Source organism: Mycobacterium sp. NGS17, assembly GCF_059813205.1.
This window is the reverse complement of record NZ_JCALED010000005.1, coordinates 227,804-248,590: the sequence shown is the minus strand read 5'-3', so window position 1 is coordinate 248,590 and position 20,787 is coordinate 227,804. Positions and strand designations below refer to the sequence as shown.

Here is a 20,787-nt window from a genome sequence, read left to right as displayed (position 1 = left end):
ATTCGCTGGTGGAAGCCCCGGCCGGACTTAGCGTCTGCCTGTTCGCGTATTACGCGCCAATTTCTCGCGCTTCGCCGGAGAGGATCTTGCCGCGTAAATGTAAAGGAAGGAATCCAACATGACGGCTGGTGAACTTCTACGTTCAGACATGGACGCCGCGCTGGCCTGCGAGGCCAAGGCATCCGGCAAACGGCTGAAATGGACCGAATCCGAGGAGCACCATCTCGCGGCCGCCGCGAGGGCCGTTGACCGTATCGAACTGCTACAGCGACAGCTCGCCGCCGAGACGGCTGGCGAGAACCGGCCCACGCTCGTGGTCAAAATCTCCGCTGAACTTCGCGCACTCGATAAGGCGGTCGGCGACCATCTTTCGCGCGTGACGGTTGGCACCGGTCGGGTCAGATCCGAGCAGCACCAACGCGCAGTGCGCGCCCGCTGGGACCGCCGTGACGCCGACTGGGCCGCGGCCCGCGAGGGCGGTGCCTGATGGCTCGCGAGGTGCCGCGGTCGTCTGGTGGCCGCGCCGACGACGCGGTCGAATGGGATGCGCGACAATGGCTTATCGACAACGACCTGTGGGACGACAACGTCGGCATGCCACCCGAGCGATACGACCAGCAGCCCACATCCACGAAGTACCGGGTCCGTAGTGATGGCTGTGAATAGGTGGAACTGTTGCGGCCCATTCACAAAGCGTGCTGGCGGAAGCGGACGGGGTGTCGCTAATGACGATGTCGAAGCGACAGAGGAAGGCTGGAATGGCGGCTGGGCGGGTGGTCGGCCTTGTTAAATGTCTGTTTGCGGGAATGGTTTGGCGCCCTGATCAGCACGTGACCCGGGCCGCCTACCGGCTTGGGTGGACAGGTCGTCCTCGTTTTAATGGGACTGAGTCCGGCTGGGGCCACCAGCCTAGGGCCGGCCAGCGGAGCCGGGTGCTCCAAGCACCTGCAGCGCCCCGGATCCGCTGGCAACGCCGAACTTAATCACCTTCGGCCCGTAGTTCCAATCCTCGACGCCGTGCAGAGCCGACGCCGCGCCTCCGATCAGGTTCATTTCGTAGATTTGGTTGATGTTCCGATCCTCGGCGCCGAGCTAGGCCCGACGCCGCCTGCGTTGCAGACACCTTGGGGTCTCTCCACTGGGCACCACAACGATTGCAGACAATCAGTTTGTCGTTGCCATCCACATTCCGATCCTCGGCGCCGGGCCAAGCCCGACGCCGACTAACAGTCGCAACACCTTCAGCGTGTCGACCGTTTTGTTCCGATCCTCGGCGCCGAGCCAGAGCCGACGCCGCCGGCACCCGCGCGGTTTCGTAGAAGGTCCGCCCGTTGTTCCGATCCTCGGCGCCGAGCAGGCCCGGCGCCGCATGATGTTCTTTTGCCCACCGCAGTAGACCATGTGGTTGTTCCGATCCTCGGCGTCGAGCAAAGCCCGGCGCCGCTGGGGATGATGATTGACTTGCCGATTTGGAAATCACCGTTCCGATCCTCGGCGCCGGGCAAGCCCGACACCACCTTGCGGCGATGGCGCAGTCCTCCAGGTGGTCCTTCATGTTCCGATGCTCGGCGCCGGGCAAAGCCCGACGCCGCTTAGGAATCCCGATAGCAAATCGTTTGGAATGCCGGTGCTCCGATCCTCGGCGCCGGCCAAAAGCCGACGCCGCACAGATGCCCTGGTTGTTGTACGTGTGGTAGTTCCGATTCCCGGCGCCTAGCAAGGCTCGACGCCGCTTTAGCCCAATCCTCCAAAGTCTGTGGGAAGTACAGGTTCGTCATTAACTACCGATGAGGGTATGGGTGATGCCAAGTGCGTCTAGACCGCTCAAGTCGACATCGACTTTGTAGTCGCTGAACCGCCGACTCGGGCCTTCCACTTTTCGCGTGACCTCTACTCGGTTAAACAACCGATCCGGGTGGCACCGGCCATAAGCGTCTTCGTGGCTAAAGATATGGATACCTCGGCATCCAGTCATGCCCCGTGAAGCGGACCGATCGAGCGACCACATTCGTTGCAGCGCATCCCAGAACACTTCGAGGTCGTCTTCATTGAAGCCGCTCTTCTTGGCCAGCGATGGGATGACAAATCCTTGAGCAAGGAACAGCGCGTACGGCACTATGTGCTTCGAGCCCATCTCGCGATCCTTGCCGCCTTCGCCCGCCGCGAGCTTTTGGAGCTCAGCCTCATTCGTGACCGCAACACGAGTGATAGTTAACTCCGACAACTGGACCGGATCGACACTGGTGATAGGACACGCGATTTGGATTGGGCCACGAAGCTGGCCTGCGGGATGATCACCGGTCGACATAACGGCGCCGAACGCGCGAACGTCGTAATAACGCTTGGCGACTTCAGCGCCGGCCTTCTGTTGTTCCGCAGCGGGACGTTTCCTGTTCTGCTTCATTCCTAGAGCTTCCGATGCGACTCGGTGCCGCTCGTTTAGGGCAACTCCTTCGCCGACGTAGATTTCATATCCTTCACGACCGGCGTACGCATCCCCAATGAACGAACGGACTTTCCGCTTGAGCGCCCCATCGGTAACCCATGCATGACCGGTAAGCGGATCGGTGCGCGGTGCATTTCCGTTGTCGGGGTCACCATTTGGATTGCCACCGGTGACGTCGAACAGCATCAGAAAATCGTGACGTCTCTCAACATCGAGATAGGGTTTGGTCATCTCACTCCTCCTCAGAATGTGTTTCACCGGATTTGGCTAGCTCGGGGTCTACCGCGGCCCGCTGGAACCGTTTTTGTCGTTCATCCCAGTAACCGAGTGCGAAATCGGCCTGCTGCTCCATACTGAGTGTGTCCGGAAATCCGCCAGCCGTGAGCATCAACCCGCATAGCTCGCCTAGGCGGCGGGAAATTGCAATCTGCGCGCCCTTTCCGCCCTGCTTTCGACCGGCCTTCGCGAGATGAGCATTGGCGGTTTTGAACAGCCCGGGAAACACCTTGCTAGGCATCGTCGAAGCGCCGGCGTAGTAACGGTCGACAACGGTGCGGTTAGTGTCGCCAAGCGCTCGGTATTGCGCGGCTTCAAGCTGGGCAAGTATCCGGCCACAGAGGGCTCCAACTGAGCCTTCGTCCATTGTGTCCTCCTTGAGATTCACGTAGAGGTTGAGAGCTGCGAGACGCGCGCCTATGGCTGACCCGTCAACCCTGTCCCCTCTGCGAGGAAATGGAACAGCGTGACAGCGGTCGACTAGCGAAGCCAAAAGTGAGCGTGGGAGCGGTGTTCCCGCAACTGCCGCGCGCGCGAGCGCTTCGACAATTCGGGCCTTTCGGGCCTTCCGGGCATTGCCTTCGCCGGGTGGAACTGCGGCCTCGGCAAGGTGCCAAATCGCAGGCCACCATTGGCCGCCGTCTGATCGCGGCCGCGCGATGAGCTCAAGCCAACGTCGCGTGCGCCGCTCAACCTCAGCGAGCGTGCTGACGTGATCAAATCTGATAACGACACGACCCTCGGTCAGCGACAGACCGAGCAAACGGAAGTCGGCCGAGGGCGACCGACCAGGCCGACCGGACCAGGGCGACGCGAGGAGAGCCGCAACATCATCCTCATGCGGCTGGGCAATCACGTTGAACGGATCGAATGCCACGTCGGTGGCTAGCCACCACACGAACGTCAGGTCACCAATTCGGCGGTGGTGGTGATCATCGGCCAATAACCAGTTGAGTGCTTGATGGCTGCGAATTGCTACCGGCACCGCGACCTGCGCTCCGCCGGACTGCTGTGCGTTATACCGTTCCGCGGCATGAAAATTAGCGGAGATCAATGCTTGAGGCATGCCAGGTTTGACGGAAATACCGGGCATTATTCTTGCCAGTCGCGATTGGATGCCTGAGACTTGGCACAGCCCCTCGGCTGCGCTGCTGAGGTGCTCGTTGGCGATTTGTGCCCACCAATTGCGTACGGCGGGCAACTCCGTCGGATCAACACCGTTGACCCTGAATGCGATCCGTGCACTCGCTTCGGGCAGTTCGCCCTTGTCGTTGAAGTCGCAAGCAATACCACGGGTTTTGAAGTGTTCGAGAGCTAGATCGCGGTCGGACACGAACTGGCCAACAGCGCGCAGAGACATTGCAGCCGAGCTATCTTCTGCTTCTATTGCTTTAGCAGCCTGATCGAGCCGGTCAAAGAATGCGGTGTGACACGTACGCCCCAGTGCCTTGGCTTTGGCGTCATTCCGCTTCGGCAGGCCAAGGACGTACTGCCCATTATCGCACGCCAAAAAGGCCTTGACAGCACGGGTTCGGCCAACTTCCGGCACGATTCGCGCTGTTTCGTCTGGGGCGGTGTCGATGATAGACAGGCACCCGCCGTCAGTATCGAGATCGACGAGGAACCGGACTCGTTTAACCTGATACCCGATCGGAGGCAGTCGGTCCTCGGTGACGAGCTGACCATGTAGGTCGTCAAGGCTGCGCAGTAACATCATCGCCCTCTTAGGCGCGCAGGAACCGGGATGTCATCGAGGACGCCGTCGGTAACGGTCGCGTTGAAGAACTCAGGCTCGGTCAAGATTCCGCGGTCTCCGTGATAGCCAAGGTCGAGGCTCATCGGCCCGATCGGGATAGTCAGACCGGCAAGGGGCTGCGTTGTAGTTAGATCGACGGGCGCGAAAGACGCGGCATACTCCCGCAACCCGAGATATGGCGGTGCGAAGAACGCTCCACGCTCAACTCGACGGCGGAACTGGTCCCGGTACTTGGCAATCGGATCGGACGAGTGCGGCCGACGAGATGGCCGCGCGAATATGACGTAATCGACATCCCGGAGGAAGAGATTGTGCCGCTGTGCCCGATCCTCCAACACGTTGATCCTACCGTCTGGCCTTGCCCGGGACTTGACCTCGTTGCGAGTCATCGAAACCCATTGCGGTTGAGCGAGCACCCAGATTCGAGTAATGATCCAATCGATCTCGGGTTTCCAGAAGATCGACGAGAGAACCCCGACAGCCGCCGGCGGCGTAATCATCGGGTAGGACACACGCTCTGTTGCATACTCGGGTCGCGTAAAGCAGGCGAATGGACCCCACACTCGCAGCGCGAGTTCGTCAGGATGACGGTTCACCAGATCAGAGCCTCCGTTTCCGTATCGACGGAAAGACCGAAGACAGGGTCATAGGGACCGTGCCACACAGTCACTCCCCCCTCGCGTTCTTCTGCAAGTCCGGTTGCTTTATAGCGCTCTAACTCTTTTGTGCGAAGCGACACCATGTATGGCTGTCGCCGTCGCAGCAATGCACGCCGAGCCGGTGGGTCATCCGGAATGACGATCCGCGCGGGGTCGAAGCCGCCATAGGAAACAAGCACGGGAATCGTCTCGTCGGCGATCATGCGGTACCGCTTGGCCACGGTCGGGAAGTTCAATAATTCTCGTTCGCGCTGTATCTGAAGTTTGTCCAGCTTGTCACCGGTGGCGTGAATTAGCCTGTCCCAATACTTTTCTAGCGTTTCCGGGGCGAGCGGGTCGGCGCCGGACTGCAGGAGTTGACGACTGATCTGCGTACCGATCATGTATTCGCCCGGCGGTACGTGGCCGCCTTTTGGATCGACGACAATCAGCGTGCCGCGTTGTCTGAGCCCATGGCGGTTCACCCGGCCCGCGACTTGCGCGATAGCTGGCAGTGGACCGCACGCACGAACCGCGACCGGAAAGTCGAGGTCGATGCCGGCCTCAACGATTTGTGTTGATACCAGCGTGCAGGGCTTACCGTCACGCAATCGTTCTCTTACCTTGTTGAGTACGTCGACGCGATGTGCCTGACAGAGCCGGCTTGAAAGATGGGTGAGCCCTTCGCTTCCAATGAGGCGACGACAGACTTCGCGGGCGTCGGCAATGGTGTTCAAAACGACAAGGCACTGCCTGTTGTGTCGGCCGCCCTCGGCATTAACGCGCGACGCGAGGTCGTCCCATGACACCGGATTGGCGACGAACTCGGCGGCGGTGCGCTCGAAGATACCGAACCAGCGCGTGCTGGCCAGCTGATGTCGCCGTAGTCCGGCGACACTGCCGATCCTGCTGAAGGGCGGCTGCGTCGCTGTCGAGAGGATCACCGAACACCCGTAGGACTTCACGAGCTCCCGAAGAACATCGAGTGTGGGGTCAAGCAGGCGCCATGGCAGCGACTGAACCTCATCCAGGACAAGGACCGACTGGGCCAGGCGATGTAGCTTTCTGGTTCGGCTGGGGTTGTTATCGAAGAGCGATTCGAGCAACTGCACCATGGTGGTCACGATGACGCGGGCGTCCCAGTTCTCGACTGCGAGGCGAGACCAAAGCGCCTCGCCGGCTTGAGACTCACTTCGCGTGTACATGCCCGAGTGGTGTTCCAGGACGACTGGCGGCCCGGCTGGGTCCGCAAGCAGCTTGCGATATTCGCGCGCGATCTGCTCAGTCACCGAGATGAACGGAACCGCCGTGACGACGCGGCGATGACCGTTTGCTGCCGCGTGGCGGAGCGCGAATGAAAGCGCGGCGATTGTCTTGCCCGACCCCGTTGGTGCTGTCAGTTCGAACCACCCCGCCGGTTCGGCCGCCTTGGACAGCACCTCCTCCAAGATCTCGGTTCGAGCTACCGCTACCGGATCATGCTGGTGCTCGGCTACAGCGATACTGCGCCGCTCGTTGCACCGGACATCGAGATCGCTAAGCCCACTCGGTGGCGAACAGGCCCGCAGTCCGCGGCCGAAATGACGCTCAGTGTCGAGCCTGTCGGCGTCGATGAGGGAGGAGAACACCATGCGTAGCCAAAATTCCAAGCGGCGCTTGCCTGCCGCGTCAGTGCCACGGAATCGCTGTGGAATGACCTCATGCACGTTAAGACGTGTGATGCCAAGCGTTTCAGCGCAATCCATCGCGGCACGCTGCCCAGCCGTAGGTCCGGCCGCTATTTTCGCGCGAAGCGCAGCCGAATCGGCCATCCCGCCGTGGTGGCCGGCGATGACGAAGGCCAAGGTTCCGACGCCCCAGTCCGAACAAATGAATGCGCCAGCGTGCTTGTGGTCGACCGTCGGAGACTTGATTCCGTCGACGGCTGCGGCAAGGTAACGCTGCCACTCTGGGTCGCCTTTGCCGATGTCATGGAGGGTCCCGACCAACCGGCACGCATCAGCTGAACTGAACGCTGCTCCGAACTCGGCGGCGCGTCGGCCGGTACCCTCCAAATGCTCAGCCAACGGGTGCCACCGGCCTGCCTCGTTCGGCGAATGAGCCGCCAACACAGGTGGCGATGCCTCTCCGCCAAAGTCACCATCGCATTCGAACTCGGTTGCCCGGTCACGGGCTGGGCTGGTCACAGGCGGAGGGTACGCGACACTTCCGACAAGCTGCGGCGCAAATCAAGCACAACTTTCTGGGAGGATCGCGATCTCATGTGGTGGCCTGGGCGGCGTGAACATGTCGGTGGTCACCAGCTGGGCGGGTCAGACTTTCGCGTACTCGCCGGGCCGGCGGTGTCGGGCCTTTTGCCGCCGACGCCATGGTTGCTGCGATCAGAGGTGCACGGGCCAGCATGCTTCGAACCCCCGGCTTGGTGTTGGTCGTTAATAAGGTCGCCCGATTCGCCGCAGAAAGCGTAGATGGTTCCACGCTTATTCACATGGGGAATTGTAAAATTCCCGGTCGCGGTTTGTAGCCCCGCTGGGACGGCTCGCGATTTTCGTCAGCAGCGCATCCGCCACATCTATGGGCGGCAGCGGCCCGCCCCGCTCCTGCACCGCATGGCGGTGAGCTGATACCAACCGCAGTTCGGAGTCGATGGTGGCGATGTCGCGCACGCGCCGAGCGCGAGCGTAGGCCGCGTTCACAGCGCTCGCAGCCGCCGCGGTGGCCTGGAATGGCTGACCCGGAAAGGGGCGTCCCGGCGAGTGGGAGGTAAGCACTTCCCACTGGTCTGCTGCGGCCTCCGGCTCGACCGCGACGACCTGCAATGCATCTTGTCCCATGATCGCCGAGGCTTATGCGGCCCACCCGTCGGCACTATCTACCTGCCGGCGCGGGGTCGCGGCCGGCGGGTAGCGGCGTGAGCCGGCTGCGCGGTGCACGAGTCGACGGCGTGTCGGGTCTCCGGCCGTAAGCTGTCTGGTCGTGACGACTGATGATCCCTACCTGCCGTTGGCGTTCTCACTCGCCTCCAATCCAGGTGCATACGCAGTGCTGGCCGGGGCCGGCATATCCAAGGGCGCGGGGTTGCCTTCGGCGTGGGACATCGAGGTCGACTTAGTCCGCAAGATCGCCCAGCGTAACAAAGCCGAGGTAGTTATCGACGACAACAATGCCGAGCGCTGGTACGAGCAGAACTACGGAAAGCAGCTGACCTACAGCAGCGTTATCGAGGATGTCGCACCGCTACCGCATGAGCGACAAGTGTTGCTGCAGGGATACTTTGAGTCGTCTGGCGAGGAAGATCGAGCCGGCGTTCCCATCCCGCCCTCAGCAGCACACCGGGCCATCGCGCAGCTCGTCGAACTGGGCATCATTCGGGTGATCGTGACGATGAATTTCGACCGGCTGTTCGAGCAAGCTCTCACTGAACGCGGAATCCAGCCAACGATCGTGGCGACGGAAGCCGACGCCCAGGGCCTCGGACCGCTGCGCCTCGTGCAAGCGTGCATCGTGCACCTGCACGGCGACTATTTAAACCCCAAGTCGATGCTCAACACGCCCGCCGAACTGAACGGCTACGGCGAGCACATGGGAGCGCTGTTGCGTTACGTCCTCAGCGACTACGGCCTCATCGTGGCGGGCTGGTCTGTCCAACACGACACCGCACTGCGCGAAGCTGCGAGGGCCTCCTGCACAAAGCTGTTCACTATGGGCTGGGTCGAGCCCGGCAACCTCACCGATGCCGCGAGCCAGCTGATCGGCGCACATCCTGCTGTAGTGTTTCAAACCACTGCCGATGAGGCGTTGGGGCACTTGGCGGATCAGATCGTGGCGATCCGCGAAACACGGGCTCGCCATCCGTTTACCGTCGCAGTGGCCGCCAGCCGCATAAAACGTCACCTGATGCAGCAGTCGCCGGCCATTTCGGCTCACGACATGGTGGCCGAGGAGTTCAACAGGCTTCGTGATTTGCCCGAGTTCAACCTCGACAACTACAACAGCGGTGACCCGAATTATGCTCAAACGCTTACCGATCGAGTCATCGAAGCCACTCGGATACCGGTGGCTGCCGTCGCCGTCTTAGCGTTCTGGGGCGACCGCGACACCGAAAAGTGGTGGACCCCAGATCTTCATCGCCTAGCGAGCATCACTCCGCGTGACGGGATTGCTTGGCTCATCAACCTCCCACTGGTTGCTACTTCGATGCTGTTCTATGCCGGCGGCGTCGCGGCTGTCTGTGCTCAGCGATACGCACGTGTAACCGCGTTATTTGCCTTGCACGCGGAGTCGCCAACCAGGGCGGGTCCCGTTCCGGTATCGCAGATTCTGACCTTCGACCCCAGCGCAATACGACTAACGTCATCCGCAAATTTTCAGGCTGTCGGTGCCACGCTGGCTGAAGCGTTGGGCCTCGGCTCGGATGCCGTCGAGGAAGCCTGGCAATTGTTTGAAATCCTTCGGCTTGCTTCGCAATTGATGAATACAGCCCAATTCGATGTAGCCATCGGAAATTACGCGGCAGCAGACGGCCGACGTAATGCGACCGCCAACCTCGATCAGACTGCACACCTGCAGGCCGAAGCGACCAAAAACGGCATCCTCGACGACATCTCTAATCAGTGCCGTCCATCGGGCTTACATCTGCGTGCCGTCGACAAGGTTTATAACCGAGGGGGCGGATTTCGTTGGGGTAGCCCAACCGCCGAAAGGGTCGCCGAAGAAATCAACCGCGAAGGCGAGCTGCACCCTGTCGTGAGCGGATGGGGCATCAACCCCGTGCGAATCGAATTCGCTCTTCGAGTAGTCAGTCGTGCCGTCGGTCACGTTGCCAACAGCCATCCCGCCAATCGTCCATCCGCCGCCGGCGTGCTGCCGAATGAAATCTGGCTAGACACTTAGTCACGCTCACGAACCCATGCCGGGATCTAGGCGCCAACGAAAGTTTCGCGCGCAACCCTAATTTCTCCAGCTGGACCATTTAAGGTTGGCGACGGCGGAGTTAGGAATGGATTCCACCCCCGCACCTGGAACGGGGACGGCCCCGCGTCAACATGTTTCACCATCCCGAAAAGCTGCTACGCGACAGCGATGAGGACGACGAGGCGGATTGACCTGCGCCCAGCCGCCAACGTCACCCTGTCTATGGCGTGTCGTGGCGGTCCTGCCTGCACTTCGGCGCATGCGCAAGGACCTAGTGGTCAAAAGCCGCCGGAAGGGAATTTCCAAGGAAGCGTCCGCGTTACCGGCGGCTTTGTCGCACAGTGAAGGGGCCAACGGCAACAGACAACTGAAGTCTGGCAGTAACGCGAACGCCCGCAGCTGATACTGCGACTACAACACCCTCTGAACGCCGCCGCGTCCGTGGCAGGTGTCGTCCTCATCCGGTCTTTTCACTAAACGAGTAGTAACCATCAGCGCATTCAGCGGTTCCACCGGGTGGTGGTGTCGGTGCGTATACGGGGGTGAACGCAGTGGCCGGAGGCAGCTTGGCAATAGCCGGACGGGCACGCGCTGGCCGCTGGCGCCAGAACATTGGATGTAATTCCGCCGCAATAATTGCCGCGATGAGCGCGATGATACGACGAATATGTCGCCAATATTCCCACCGACTGTTAAGTGTCGGCGTCGCCTGTGCCGCTGGAGATCTGGACTTAATCCCACGGGCAGTAGTTGACGACAGACGCGGCGACCAAATCTGCGGCCTGCTCCCTGTTGATCCAGCCGTCGCCGACCTCTACGGCCTTTTGTGCAGCTTGCACTGGAGTTTGACCGTTGACGTCGATGTCGTAGCACACGGAGTGACCAAGTTGGATGAGATCATCGGCACTTTTGCAGTTCATCGAACCTTCACCGCAGCCGAGGCCCGTGTTCCGTTAGGAACTGTATAAAGTCAGCATCGTCCGCATGGGCCAGCGGTGCGAACCCGATTCCAGCGATTACCGCCGCAGCCACCAAAGTAGCTGTGGGGACGCGATTTGCACGAGACAACGTGCCTCCAAACCTCCGTGTTTGGTGACTGCCGTGTTAGTGACGTTGCCCGATTCGATAGCGTAAACGCTTTCGCGGTTACTCACACCCAGAATTGTGAAAATTCCCGATACGGGTGTGTGACTCTCAGTCCACGGCGCGGCGTTCATCCAGCAGGCGCGTCGGATGATTCACGAACGAAGGGCGCTGTGAATTGGGAGCGATAATCCAATAACGCTTATTGACAGCGGGAATTGCACGGCTGCCGCCAGCTCACCGAGACCATCGGCAGCCCTCAACCAACGTATTTCATCATCCCGAGAAGCTGCTGCACGACAGAGACGACGAGGCGCCTTAGGCGACACGCCCTTCCTCGGCCAAGGCTTCGTCGAGCAGGCCGCCCAGCGGGTACCGCTGCCACAACAGCAGCAGATTCGAGAGCATCTGCAGCGGTGCGCGCACGCCCTCGTCGTCCCTGATCCGCGGGTCCGTGCGGCTGCTCGGTGCGACGTCGAATCGCTTACGTAGCAACGCCGGTACGTCCAGCAGCCAGGCCACGCCCATCACCGCCGCATACAGCAGCGTATGGCGACGCAGCCGGTCCGGCTCCAGGCGTGGACCGCCACAACGTTCGAATTCGGCGACGAAGAGCTCCAGCATGTCGTCGAGATGGACATCCCACAGGTAGTTTTCGGCGCCGGACATCGCCCCCCACAGGGCCATGCCCAGGTTCATCTGGCTGACGCAGCCCCAGTCCATCAGGCCGCAGCGCAGAGTCCCGTTGTCCTCCCGCCAGAACCAGGCGTTGTCGATATTGGCATTCCAGTGGCACAGCGCGCTGTAGTCGCCGTCGGCGGCCAGGTGATCGGCGACCGCGTTCTCGCACAGTGCTAACCGAGGCGCCTCATCGGCCAAGCGCGCCAAGAACTCCGGGGAGCCGGCGCCAGCCGGCACCAACCCGGGGCAAGCGCCGATGAACTCGGCCAGCTGATCGACCCGCCGTTTCAGTTTGGCCGCCGGTAGCGGCGCACGCTTTCCGACGGCTGCCGCCCGCACATCCAGCGGAAAGCGCGCGGTATGTTCCGCGGGCAGCCGGCCGGACCGGTGCGTGCCGGCAAGCCGTGCCAGCGCGGTGAGCAGCGCGCGGTAGTGCTCCACCGGCGCGGGCATCTCGTAATCGAGGCACTTGTGGTATTGGCGTTCGATCCCGTTGGCGCCGAAATTGATTCGTTCGGTGATCAAGATCCCGGCGCCACTACGACGGTGATAGTCGGCGAACTGCGGGCTGGGTACCGCGATGGGGAATCCGGGCGCTCGTGCCAAGGAGGCGAACCGCACCTCGGACTGCATCTGGGTCTTTCCGCGATCGCGCACCGGATCGTCGAGATCGCGGGAGAACCTGACGAACAGGTCGGTGTGCAGATCCGGTGCGGGCTTTTCGTGTTCGACCGACAACACGACCTTGCGTCCGGTACTTCCACCGCTGATCTCGCGGAAGTCGCCGATCCGGGCGACGCCGTTGCGACCCAGCACTCCGGAGGCCCGCAATGCGTCGGTCAAAAACCGCACCCCGCCGGTGCGCAATGCCGCGGGATCAACCGGGAACGGCAATCCGCAATGATCGCCGATCACCCAATCCGAGGCCACGCCGCTACCAGGTCTGCTCGGCCGAGCGCACCAACATGTGATTGACCGCGACCCGGCGGTCGCGCGTCACCATGAACAACACGGCGTCCGCGATGTCGTCGGGCCGCAGCATGACCATACCGGCCGTCTGCCGTTCGAACGCCTCGCGCGACTTCTCGGCGAGGTGGCTGAAGATTTCGGTGTCGACGGTTCCGGGGCCGACCACCCCGACCCGGACCCGCTTGCCGAGCACCTCTTGGCGCAGGCCCTCGCTGAAGGCGTTCACGCCGAATTTGGTCAGCGAATACACCGCGGTGTTCGGCCGGGCCACCCAGCCGGCGGTGGAACTGACGGTGACCAGGTCGGCCACCCCGCGCGGCGAATCGGCGGCCGCGTCGATCAGATGCGGAAGCGCGACGCGGGTGGCGTACAGGACACCCTGCACGTTGACGGACACCATGTTGTCCCAGTCCCGCAGCGATGCCTCGGTCGCGGGCGCCGATTGCATCAGGCCGGCGTTGTTCACCAGGATGTCGAGGCGCCCCAGCTCGGCGACGATGCGCTGCACGGCGGCCGCCACCTGTTCGGCATCGGTCACGTCGGCAGGCACCACCAGCGCTGTGCCACCGGCGGATTCGATCTCAGTCTTGAGCTCGGTCAACCGGTCGACCCGGCGGGCGAGCAGGGCCACCGCGGCCCCGTGGGCCGCCAGCGCTCGAGCCGTTGCCGTGCCGATGCCGCTGCTGGCGCCGGTGACCAGGGCCGCTGTGCGGGCCAGTGTCGTCATGTTCCGCCAATCGGTTGGCTGCCGAGTATCTCGTTGAGAACATAGTCGGTGTCCTCGCCCAGGTCCGGCGCCCCGCGCTCGATCCGCGCCGGGCAGCGGGCCATCCGCCAGGACGGCCCCAGCACCGGGCGCTGGCCTTCGCGATGATCCGTGACGAAGCGGTACAACTCGCGGTCCCACAGCCGTTGGTCGGCAATGACATCCACCGATGTGGCGCTCTTGGCGGCCGGTACCCCGGCCGCGCGCAGTCGCTCGGCGAGCCGCTCGGCGTCCCGGCCTCGAGTGAACCGGGCGAGGTCCGCGTCGAGCGCTTCGGTGTGCCGGTGTCGCGCCTCGCGGGTGGCGTAGCGGGGTTCGTCGGCCAGGGTTGCGGCGCCGAGTGCCTCGCACAACCGTTGCCATTCGGCATCATTCGCGACGGCGACCGTGATCCACGTGCCGTCGGCACACGGGTAGCAGCCATGGGGGCACATATCCGGGTGCGCATTGCCGCTGGGCCCCAGCGGCCGCCCGGTCAGCGAATGCTCCAGCAGGCAGTCACCGATCATCGAAGAAAGGGTCTCCACGGCCGACACATCGACGAACTGACCCGCGCCGCTGAGCTCCCGGTGCAGCAATGCCACCACAGCGGCATATGCGGCCGCCGCGCCCACCGTCGAATCGCCGTAGCGCATGCTCGTCCCGAGCGGCGGCCCGTCGGGGTAGCCGACCAGGGAGGCGGGCCCGGCCAGCGCGGCAAAGCATGGCGCATAACCGGTTTGGTGACCCAGTGGCCCGTCGTTGCCCCACATCTTGATCGACACGGAGATGATGTCGGACTTGATCTCGGTGAGTTGTCGATATCCCAGGCCCTGACGTTCCATGGCGCCGGGGCGCAGGTTGTTGATGACGATGTCGCTGCGCGCGATCAGCTCGCGCAGCCGCGCCATCCCCTCGGTCGACTTGATATCGAGGTCCACGCTGAGGATTTCGGGGTTGATGCTCAGGAAGTAGGGCGCGTGGTTGATGTCGGTGCCGCCGTATGCGCGCATCTCCTCGGGGCTGTCGGCCGTCTCGATCTTGATCACTTCGGCGCCCAGCATCGCCAGTAACTTTCCGGCGTACGGACCGGCCCACACTTTGGTGAGCTCGGCGACCCGCACGCCTTCCAGCGGCCCGCCCCTGGCATCCCTGGGTGGCTTCAGTTGCGCCGACTTGACCGTCGGCCGGGCGCGCGGGGGGTCGACGCTTTCCAGCACCGACCGGGTGTGCTCACCGAGACGTGGTGCGGCACTGGTGATTCGGGCGGGCGATGCGCTGAACGCATAGGGCACGGTCGGATACGCGGCTTCACCCAGCACCGGATGGCGAACCCGCTGGAAGAATCCGCGGTGCCGGTATTGGGGCGAGTGATGCAGGTCGGCGGCGCCGTTGACGGGCACCAGCGGCACACCGAGCCGCTGGGCCCTTTCCGATGCCTGCTCTTTCGGCAGGCCGGCAACCCAGCCGGCGAAGCCCCGCTGAAACGCGGTGACCTTCTCGGCGGTGACGGAGAACTCCAGCCAGTCGTCCTCGAACGCGTCGAGCCATTCGGCCTGGCCCATCAAGGTTTTCACCCCGGACCAATGCGCAGCGCTGGTCATGTACAAGTAGACGAAGCCGTCCGCGCAGGCGAAGAACGATGCCGGCCCGGCCTGATCGTAATCAGCACGCGCACCGTCGGCCGGCACTTCGCCGGTGACGAGGCGACCGAGGATGCAATCGGCGCGCGAGACCAGCACGGCCTGCTGGGAGACGTCGATCGACTCGCCCTGGCCGGTGTGCAGACGCCCGCACAGCGACGACACGACACACAGCGCCGCTTCCAGCCCGGCTTCGTAGTCGGCGAGGAAGCGACCCGGTCCCTGCAGCGGGGGCTTGGCGGGGTCTGGATGGCTCGGAGTGTGATATCCCCACCCGCTGGCGTGAAAAACGTTGATGCTGCGGGCATTGTCGAACTCGGCGGCCACCCCTTGCCCGTATGGGGCGATGGAGCAGAAGACCACGGACGGATGGCGCGCGGACCAGTCCGGTGACCGGCCGTCGATGACCGCGTCGGCGGTGTCGATCAGCCGGTGCAGCCGCTCGACGTCGGCCGCCGAGCCTCGATCGAGTACGACGGAGCGCTTGTTGGTGTTGAGGTAGGCGAACAGCGCGCTGCCTTCGCACCCGTCGGCGAGGATGGGCGCCATCGCGCGGGTCGCGCTGCCGCCCTCCGGAGCCTCGATTTTGATGACCTCGGCGCCGAAGTCGGACAGCAGCTTCCCGCAGTACTCCCCCGCGACGGATTCGGCTAACTCGACGACCCTGATCCCCGTCAGCGCGGACATGCACGCCTCGCCAAAACGGTCAGGGCTTCGCGCGGCCCGAGCGGCTCAGGCGCCACTCCGGCGGGAAGTTCATGTCGTTGTCCTTGACCACGTTGTTGAGGCCCTTGTTGAAAGTGCCTTCGGTGAGGTCGACCTCTTCCGCGTCGTTCTGGATCATCGGCAGCATGCCCTCGACCATGCCGGTCAGCAGGCTGCCGAAGTACTCGCCCTTGTGCTGCTTGTACAGCTCGAGGAACGTCTTTTGGACCGCGACCGTGTCGGTCGGGCGGGACCGTGAGCATGCCATGGCGTATTTCTCGGTCTCGGCCTCCAGCTGGTCGCGGGGCACGACGCTGTTGACGAAGCCGCAGTCGTACATTTCCTTCGCGCTGAACGGCCTTCCGGTGAACAACATCTCGGAGAACTTGCGCAGGCCCATCGTCTCGGCCCACCACCACAACCGGGGTCCCCAGCCCACGTACCGAAACGCCGGGTGCCCGAACAGGGCGTCGTCGCTGGAGATCACCAGGTCGGCGTCGCCGGCCTGATAGAAGTGCCACCCGTAGCAGTAGCCCTTGGCCTCGATGATGCTGATCTTCCGAAGTTCCTGCAGCGGACGGTTTCCGGCGCGGGCCTTGGCGTAGAAGTCGGTGACGGTGGACAGGTAGCGGTACGAACCACCGGGTGGGTACTTGACGTCGTCGTCGTTGATCGCGAGCTCGTGATGCAGGGGCAGGCCCGGGTTCTCCAGCATCGGACGCTGCTCGGGCAGGTCGCCGCCGCTGCCGAAATCTTGTCCCTCGCCGCGGATCACCACCACTTTGACGTCGTCGTCCACGTTGCACTTGTGGATCAGGTCCGCGTAGTTCTGCCGCATGCCCAAACTGGTGGCGTTCTGCGCGTCGGGACGATCGAACGTGATGTACGCGATCCGGTTCTTCTTGTCCTTCTCGAACTTTATGTACTGCTCGGCTTCCTTCTTCAGCTTTGCGTAGTCATATTCGGGCATGGGCTTCTTCTTTCACTTGATTCTTAGTTGACGCTATTTGAGCAACGCGCCCGCATCGACTGGCAGCGAAACGCCGGTGATGTAACGAGATTCGTCAGAGGCGAGGAACAGGACGGCGTTGCTGATGTCGATGGCTTCCACCCAGGGCACCGGCATCGTGTGGGTCATCTGGGAGAACGGCGCGAAGTCCTCCGGCCCCGGATTCTCCAGATCCGGTCGAAACAGCCGGAAGGTGATGTCGTTCATGGTCATCGGCGTATTGACCTGACTGGGATGGACCGAGTTCACCCGAATGCTGTGCTGGCCCAGCTCGACCGCGAACGCCCGCATCAGGCCGAGGACACCGTGTTTGGCGGCGATGTAGTGACCGGTGTACGCCATGGCTTTGTGCGATCCGACCGAACCGGTCAGCACGATGGAGCCACCGCGTCCGCCGGCGAGGATGTGCGGCACACCGGCTTTCACGGTGTGCCAGACGCCGGACAGATTTACGTCGATCATGTCCTGCCAGATCTGCTCGCCGATCTTGTGCAGCTTGTTGCCGAAGGTGCCGATCCCCGCGTTGGCGACGATGATGTCGAGACGCCCGAGCTGTTCGACCCCGCCGTCCACGGCGGCCTTCAGCCCGTCGTAGTCGCGGACGTCCACCTGGGCGGTCACGATGCGCCGGTCGAGGTTTTTCACCAGATCGGCGGTCTCGGCGAGGTCTTCGGGGGTCGCGTGCGGATAAGCCAGGTTGTCGATCGGACCGCAGACATCGATCGCGATGATGTCGGCACCCTCTTGCGCAAGACGGACGGCGTGACTGCGCCCCTGACCGCGCGCGGCACCGCTGATGAAAGCGACCTTGCCCTCGACTCGCCCGGTCATCGTGACACCAGCGCCGGCATACACTCCCAGCCCCGCACCGTGGATGTCGGACTGAGAACGGCACCGCTCAGGTCGACCTCCCACTCCGGGAATCGTTTCAGGATCTCCTCCAGCGCGATGCGGCCTTCCAGACGTGCCAGCGCCGAGCCCAGGCAGAAGTGCGTTCCCATGCTGAAGGTGAGGTGCGGGCGCACCGTGCGGTGAATGTTGAATTCGTTTGCGTCGGGGCCGAACTGGGCCTCGTCGCGGCACGCCGACCCGATCAGCATCATCATCACGCTGCCCTCGGGCACGGTTTGGTCGTGCACGGAGACGTCGCGGGTCACATATCGGGACACGTGCGGCGCCGGCGGCTCGTACCGCAGTAATTCCTCGATGGCCTGCGGGATGAGCGTCGGGTTCTCGACGAGGTCCCGGCGCTGATCGGGGTGTTCGGCGAGAACCTTCCCGGACCAACCGATCAGTCGTGTCGTCGTTTCGTTGCCGGCCCCGGCGACCACGTTGAGGTAGACCAGGATCTCTTCGCGAGACAGCCGCCGGGTGGTGCCGGTCTCGTCCACGAATTCGACGTTGAGGAGCTCGGTCATGATGTCGTCGGACGGATGGTCGGAGCGCCAGTCGATGTAGGCCTCGAACTGCTCGCCCACCGACAGCCCCTGCTCGGCGGCGTTCATGGGCTTTCCGGCCTCGGTACGCAGCTGCGCGTTGCCCCGGTCCCGGATGTACTCCTGGTCTTCCTCGGGAATGCCCAGCAACATGCTGATGACCTTCATCGGCATCTGCGCGCCCAGGTCGGTGACGAAGTCGAAATGGTCCGAGCCGATCAGCGGATCCAGGCACTGTGCGCAGAAGTCGCGGATCATCGGCTCGAGCGCGGCGATCCTGCGCGGGGTGAACATGCGGGACAGCAGTTTGCGGTGCACATCGTGAATCGGCGGGTCTTCGAAGATCAACATGCCCGGCGGGATTTCGAGGTTGGCCCTGATCAGTTCCAGGATCGCGCCACGCGCCGAGCTGAATGTCTCGTGGTCGACGAGCGCCTTGCTGACATCCGCGTAGCGACTCACGGCATAGAAGTCGTATTCGGCGTTGTAGTAAAGCGGCGCCTCCTCGCGCAATCGCGCGAACATGGGGTACGGGTCCGCGATCAGCCCGACATCGTATGGATCGAAACGAACATGGCTATCGGTGCTCGCCGTCACGAAATCCCTCCTACCGCTGCAGTTTTAGACGCCCGCATCACCTGCACCAGGGCTAGCGCTGCCAGCGTCGCAGCGCTGGATTCGGTCGGGGCAATTTGTACACTCCGCTTAATTGCGTCGCTCTGATTTGTGCGCAAGCTCGGGAGAAAACGACGCATGAACGTGGGCCTACTCTATTCTCGTAGAGAACCATACAGCGGGTGGTCTGGCAAGAGCCAGAGACACCGTGTCCGGCCGGTGCCCTCACGCTGGCCCGGCCGTCCCGCGGCGCAACACCCGAAGGCCGCCGGTCTGGGTGAGCCGCCCCTTGGCCGAACTCTTCAAAATCCCGGCCGCGATCGCCGACAGGATTCCGTCGAGCTGTTCGGGACTGTCGATGATCCGGTCGCCGTGCGCGAACCGCTGCAGCAGGCCATTGATGAACGTCAGCGTGACGTTGCTCAGATCCTCGACGACGGCGGGATCGAGCTCGGCGCCGTGCGGCATCAGCTGGACCAGGATTTCGCGATGCAGTTTGGTGAACTCGTCGGTGGCCTGCTGCAGAATCGCGGCCAGTGCTGGGTCGCGGGTGGCCTGCATGGTCAGCTCGTATCGGGCCCTGGTCCGATACAACTGCGGATCGCTGCCGGCCTGGATGACTACCTGTGACAAGCGCGAGGGCGCGAAGTTCTCGCCGCTATCGGAACTGTCCGCGATGGCCTGCAGCTCGGCGAGGTCGAGCTCGGCCGAGCGTTCGGCCGCCGCGCGTAGCAACGCCGATCGCGTGCGGAAATAGAACGACGTCGTGCCGTCCGGCACGCCGGCCTTGCGATCGACCTTCAGGTGGCTCAACCCCTTGGCGCCGTCATCGGCCAGCAACTGGATCGCCGCGTCGCACAGATCGCGGCGGCGTTCGGCGGGGTTGGGCTTACGTCGCTTGTCCATAACCTTCTAGGCGGCGACGTTACTCTATATTCGTAGTGTCGGTAAAGAGGTCGCTTCCGAAGCTCCCCCGAATTGCGCGATGCCCAGGCGGCGCGCTACCGGACACCAAAGAAACTGCCCTGCAGGAATTCCCGCCGAACGTGGAATCAATGATCTCGCGGGTAGAGTGCATTCGAATGATTCACCGTCGATTCGGCGTGGGTAGTGCCGCCGCCTGGCTTGGGTCTATCGGCCTGCTCGCGGCGACACTGTGTGGCTGTCAGCAGACGCACAAGCCCGCGCCGCCCACCTCGTCCACCACCGCGCAGGCCAGTACAAGCGCGCCGCCGCCCCCGCCCCCGCAGCCGGTGATGAAGATCGCGCCATTGCCGGTCCGGCCGGTGACCAAGTCGCAGCCCACGACGCCCGCCGTGAAGTGCCCGGCCACGGATCCGAACGCTCCGGTTAAGCCGACCGACGACCTCACCACCTGTGACATCGGGCGGACCACGGTCTACACGTTGGGCCCCGAGATCGCCCAGCTCGGCCTTGTCCGCGTCGACCCACCGAAGGCGTTGACCGCGGACTATTACGAACTGACCCTGGTGCTGGATCCGCCATCGGCGGCCGTGTGGGCCGCGTTCACGGGCGAGCATCTGCAGGACCACGTGGCCTTCATTAGGGACAACACGGTCTTGGAAGCGCCGATCATCGAACAACCGGCTACGTCCGGGCGGATCGTGCTGACCACCCAAACAGCCCAGGGCGCGGCGCAATTGGCCCAATTGGTGGGCCGTACCGCATGACCTGGTCGGGGCGCCCGGACCGCCGCGGCATCGGCGTGCTCAGCGTATCCTGGTTGCCCCCAACCGAATTGGTGGATTATCGCCGCGGACTTGGGGTTGCGCGGCGGTGACGAGGGCGCCCGAGCGTCCTCCATGGATTGAGGTATGACGCAACGCGGGCGCGCAGCGCGATCAGCGGCC

The 20,787-nt window shown here is 63.2% G+C and carries 17 protein-coding genes and 1 pseudogene; 5 read left to right on the top strand and 13 right to left on the bottom strand.

Features of this window, described 5'->3' with window-relative positions:
• The first annotated feature begins 118 nt into the window (after window positions 1–118).
• On the top strand, window positions 119–487 hold the full coding sequence (locus AC5Y7E_RS13500) for a hypothetical protein (RefSeq protein WP_499949401.1): 369 nt from the start codon (window positions 119–121) through the stop codon (window positions 485–487).
• A complete protein-coding gene (locus AC5Y7E_RS13495; RefSeq protein ID WP_499949400.1) occupies window positions 487–666 on the top strand; it encodes a hypothetical protein in 180 nt (59 codons plus the stop codon). The genes AC5Y7E_RS13500 and AC5Y7E_RS13495 overlap by 1 nt, the downstream gene beginning before the upstream one ends.
• A gap of 243 nt (window positions 667–909) precedes the next feature.
• Here AC5Y7E_RS13495 and AC5Y7E_RS13490 read toward each other — a convergent pair whose 3' ends face one another.
• The 5 genes from AC5Y7E_RS13490 to cas3 all read right to left on the bottom strand — a co-directional run bounded on the left by AC5Y7E_RS13490 (window position 910) and on the right by cas3 (window position 7,302).
• Window positions 910–1,053 carry a hypothetical protein gene (locus AC5Y7E_RS13490; RefSeq protein WP_499949399.1) on the bottom strand — a complete coding sequence of 48 codons (144 nt, stop codon included), beginning with the start codon at window positions 1,051–1,053 and terminating at the stop codon, window positions 910–912.
• A 724-nt stretch (window positions 1,054–1,777) separates the two neighbouring features.
• On the bottom strand, window positions 1,778–2,677 hold the full coding sequence (gene cas7c / locus AC5Y7E_RS13485; RefSeq protein WP_499949397.1) for a type I-C CRISPR-associated protein Cas7/Csd2: 900 nt from the start codon (window positions 2,675–2,677) through the stop codon (window positions 1,778–1,780).
• A gap of 1 nt (window position 2,678) precedes the next feature.
• Window positions 2,679–4,439 (bottom strand): type I-C CRISPR-associated protein Cas8c/Csd1, encoded by a 1,761-nt coding sequence (cas8c, locus tag AC5Y7E_RS13480; RefSeq protein ID WP_499949396.1) that lies wholly within the window; start codon window positions 4,437–4,439, stop codon window positions 2,679–2,681.
• Window positions 4,436–5,074 (bottom strand): type I-C CRISPR-associated protein Cas5c, encoded by a 639-nt coding sequence (gene cas5c, locus AC5Y7E_RS13475; protein WP_499949395.1) that lies wholly within the window; start codon window positions 5,072–5,074, stop codon window positions 4,436–4,438. The genes cas8c and cas5c overlap by 4 nt, the downstream gene beginning before the upstream one ends.
• Window positions 5,071–7,302, bottom strand: a complete 2,232-nt coding sequence (gene cas3, locus AC5Y7E_RS13470; protein ID WP_499949393.1) for a CRISPR-associated helicase Cas3' — start codon at window positions 7,300–7,302, stop codon at window positions 5,071–5,073. The genes cas5c and cas3 overlap by 4 nt, the downstream gene beginning before the upstream one ends.
• Window positions 7,303–8,092: 790 nt before the next feature.
• On the opposite strand from cas3, the gene AC5Y7E_RS13465 reads away from it, so the two are divergent.
• Window positions 8,093–10,009 carry an SIR2 family protein gene (locus AC5Y7E_RS13465; RefSeq protein WP_499949392.1) on the top strand — a complete coding sequence of 639 codons (1,917 nt, stop codon included), beginning with the start codon at window positions 8,093–8,095 and terminating at the stop codon, window positions 10,007–10,009.
• A gap of 104 nt (window positions 10,010–10,113) precedes the next feature.
• Window positions 10,114–10,221: pseudogene (locus AC5Y7E_RS13460) on the top strand (hypothetical protein); the annotation flags it as partial.
• 540 nt (window positions 10,222–10,761) lie between these two features.
• Here the strand turns inward: AC5Y7E_RS13460 and AC5Y7E_RS13455 are convergent.
• The 8 genes from AC5Y7E_RS13455 to AC5Y7E_RS13420 form a co-directional block, all read right to left on the bottom strand.
• Window positions 10,762–10,950, bottom strand: a complete 189-nt coding sequence (locus AC5Y7E_RS13455) for a DUF732 domain-containing protein (RefSeq protein ID WP_499949390.1) — start codon at window positions 10,948–10,950, stop codon at window positions 10,762–10,764.
• A 481-nt stretch (window positions 10,951–11,431) separates the two neighbouring features.
• On the bottom strand, window positions 11,432–12,709 hold the full coding sequence (locus AC5Y7E_RS13450; protein WP_499949512.1) for a hypothetical protein: 1,278 nt from the start codon (window positions 12,707–12,709) through the stop codon (window positions 11,432–11,434).
• 19 nt (window positions 12,710–12,728) lie between these two features.
• The gene (locus AC5Y7E_RS13445; RefSeq protein ID WP_499949389.1) at window positions 12,729–13,490 is read right to left on the bottom strand and encodes an SDR family NAD(P)-dependent oxidoreductase; all 762 of its coding nucleotides are present in this window, start codon (window positions 13,488–13,490) and stop codon (window positions 12,729–12,731) included.
• The gene (locus tag AC5Y7E_RS13440) at window positions 13,487–15,838 is read right to left on the bottom strand and encodes a CaiB/BaiF CoA transferase family protein (RefSeq protein WP_499949388.1); all 2,352 of its coding nucleotides are present in this window, start codon (window positions 15,836–15,838) and stop codon (window positions 13,487–13,489) included. Before AC5Y7E_RS13440 ends, AC5Y7E_RS13445 begins: the two co-directional genes overlap by 4 nt.
• A 19-nt stretch (window positions 15,839–15,857) precedes the next feature.
• On the bottom strand, window positions 15,858–16,826 hold the full coding sequence (locus AC5Y7E_RS13435; protein WP_499921064.1) for an enoyl-CoA hydratase/isomerase family protein: 969 nt from the start codon (window positions 16,824–16,826) through the stop codon (window positions 15,858–15,860).
• A gap of 33 nt (window positions 16,827–16,859) precedes the next feature.
• Window positions 16,860–17,696 carry a mycofactocin-coupled SDR family oxidoreductase gene (locus AC5Y7E_RS13430; RefSeq protein ID WP_499949386.1) on the bottom strand — a complete coding sequence of 279 codons (837 nt, stop codon included), beginning with the start codon at window positions 17,694–17,696 and terminating at the stop codon, window positions 16,860–16,862.
• Entirely contained in the window at window positions 17,693–18,898 is a 1,206-nt protein-coding gene (locus AC5Y7E_RS13425) for a cytochrome P450 (RefSeq protein ID WP_499949385.1), read from the bottom strand. Before AC5Y7E_RS13425 ends, AC5Y7E_RS13430 begins: the two co-directional genes overlap by 4 nt.
• A gap of 243 nt (window positions 18,899–19,141) precedes the next feature.
• Window positions 19,142–19,822 (bottom strand): TetR/AcrR family transcriptional regulator, encoded by a 681-nt coding sequence (locus AC5Y7E_RS13420; protein WP_499949384.1) that lies wholly within the window; start codon window positions 19,820–19,822, stop codon window positions 19,142–19,144.
• A gap of 176 nt (window positions 19,823–19,998) precedes the next feature.
• On the opposite strand from AC5Y7E_RS13420, the gene AC5Y7E_RS13415 reads away from it, so the two are divergent.
• Window positions 19,999–20,607 carry a SecDF P1 head subdomain-containing protein gene (locus AC5Y7E_RS13415; RefSeq protein WP_499949383.1) on the top strand — a complete coding sequence of 203 codons (609 nt, stop codon included), beginning with the start codon at window positions 19,999–20,001 and terminating at the stop codon, window positions 20,605–20,607.
• Window positions 20,608–20,787: the final 180 nt, after the last annotated feature.

What these genes read in the sequence shown, in the direction of transcription:
- AC5Y7E_RS13495 (WP_499949400.1), top strand. Translation starts at nt 487, where the DNA reads ATGGCTCGCGAGGTGCCGCGGTCGTCTGGTGGCCGCGCCGACGACGCG.
- AC5Y7E_RS13490 (WP_499949399.1), bottom strand. Translation starts at nt 1,053, where the DNA reads ATGAACCTGATCGGAGGCGCGGCGTCGGCTCTGCACGGCGTCGAGGAT.
- AC5Y7E_RS13430 (WP_499949386.1), bottom strand. Translation starts at nt 17,696, where the DNA reads ATGACCGGGCGAGTCGAGGGCAAGGTCGCTTTCATCAGCGGTGCCGCG.
- AC5Y7E_RS13500 (WP_499949401.1), top strand. Translation starts at nt 119, where the DNA reads ATGACGGCTGGTGAACTTCTACGTTCAGACATGGACGCCGCGCTGGCC.
- AC5Y7E_RS13420 (WP_499949384.1), bottom strand. Translation starts at nt 19,822, where the DNA reads ATGGACAAGCGACGTAAGCCCAACCCCGCCGAACGCCGCCGCGATCTG.
- AC5Y7E_RS13440 (WP_499949388.1), bottom strand. Translation starts at nt 15,838, where the DNA reads ATGTCCGCGCTGACGGGGATCAGGGTCGTCGAGTTAGCCGAATCCGTC.
- cas7c (WP_499949397.1), bottom strand. Translation starts at nt 2,677, where the DNA reads ATGACCAAACCCTATCTCGATGTTGAGAGACGTCACGATTTTCTGATG.
- AC5Y7E_RS13415 (WP_499949383.1), top strand. Translation starts at nt 19,999, where the DNA reads ATGATTCACCGTCGATTCGGCGTGGGTAGTGCCGCCGCCTGGCTTGGG.
- AC5Y7E_RS13435 (WP_499921064.1), bottom strand. Translation starts at nt 16,826, where the DNA reads ATGCCCGAATATGACTACGCAAAGCTGAAGAAGGAAGCCGAGCAGTAC.
- AC5Y7E_RS13455 (WP_499949390.1), bottom strand. Translation starts at nt 10,950, where the DNA reads ATGAACTGCAAAAGTGCCGATGATCTCATCCAACTTGGTCACTCCGTG.
- cas8c (WP_499949396.1), bottom strand. Translation starts at nt 4,439, where the DNA reads ATGATGTTACTGCGCAGCCTTGACGACCTACATGGTCAGCTCGTCACC.
- AC5Y7E_RS13445 (WP_499949389.1), bottom strand. Translation starts at nt 13,490, where the DNA reads ATGACGACACTGGCCCGCACAGCGGCCCTGGTCACCGGCGCCAGCAGC.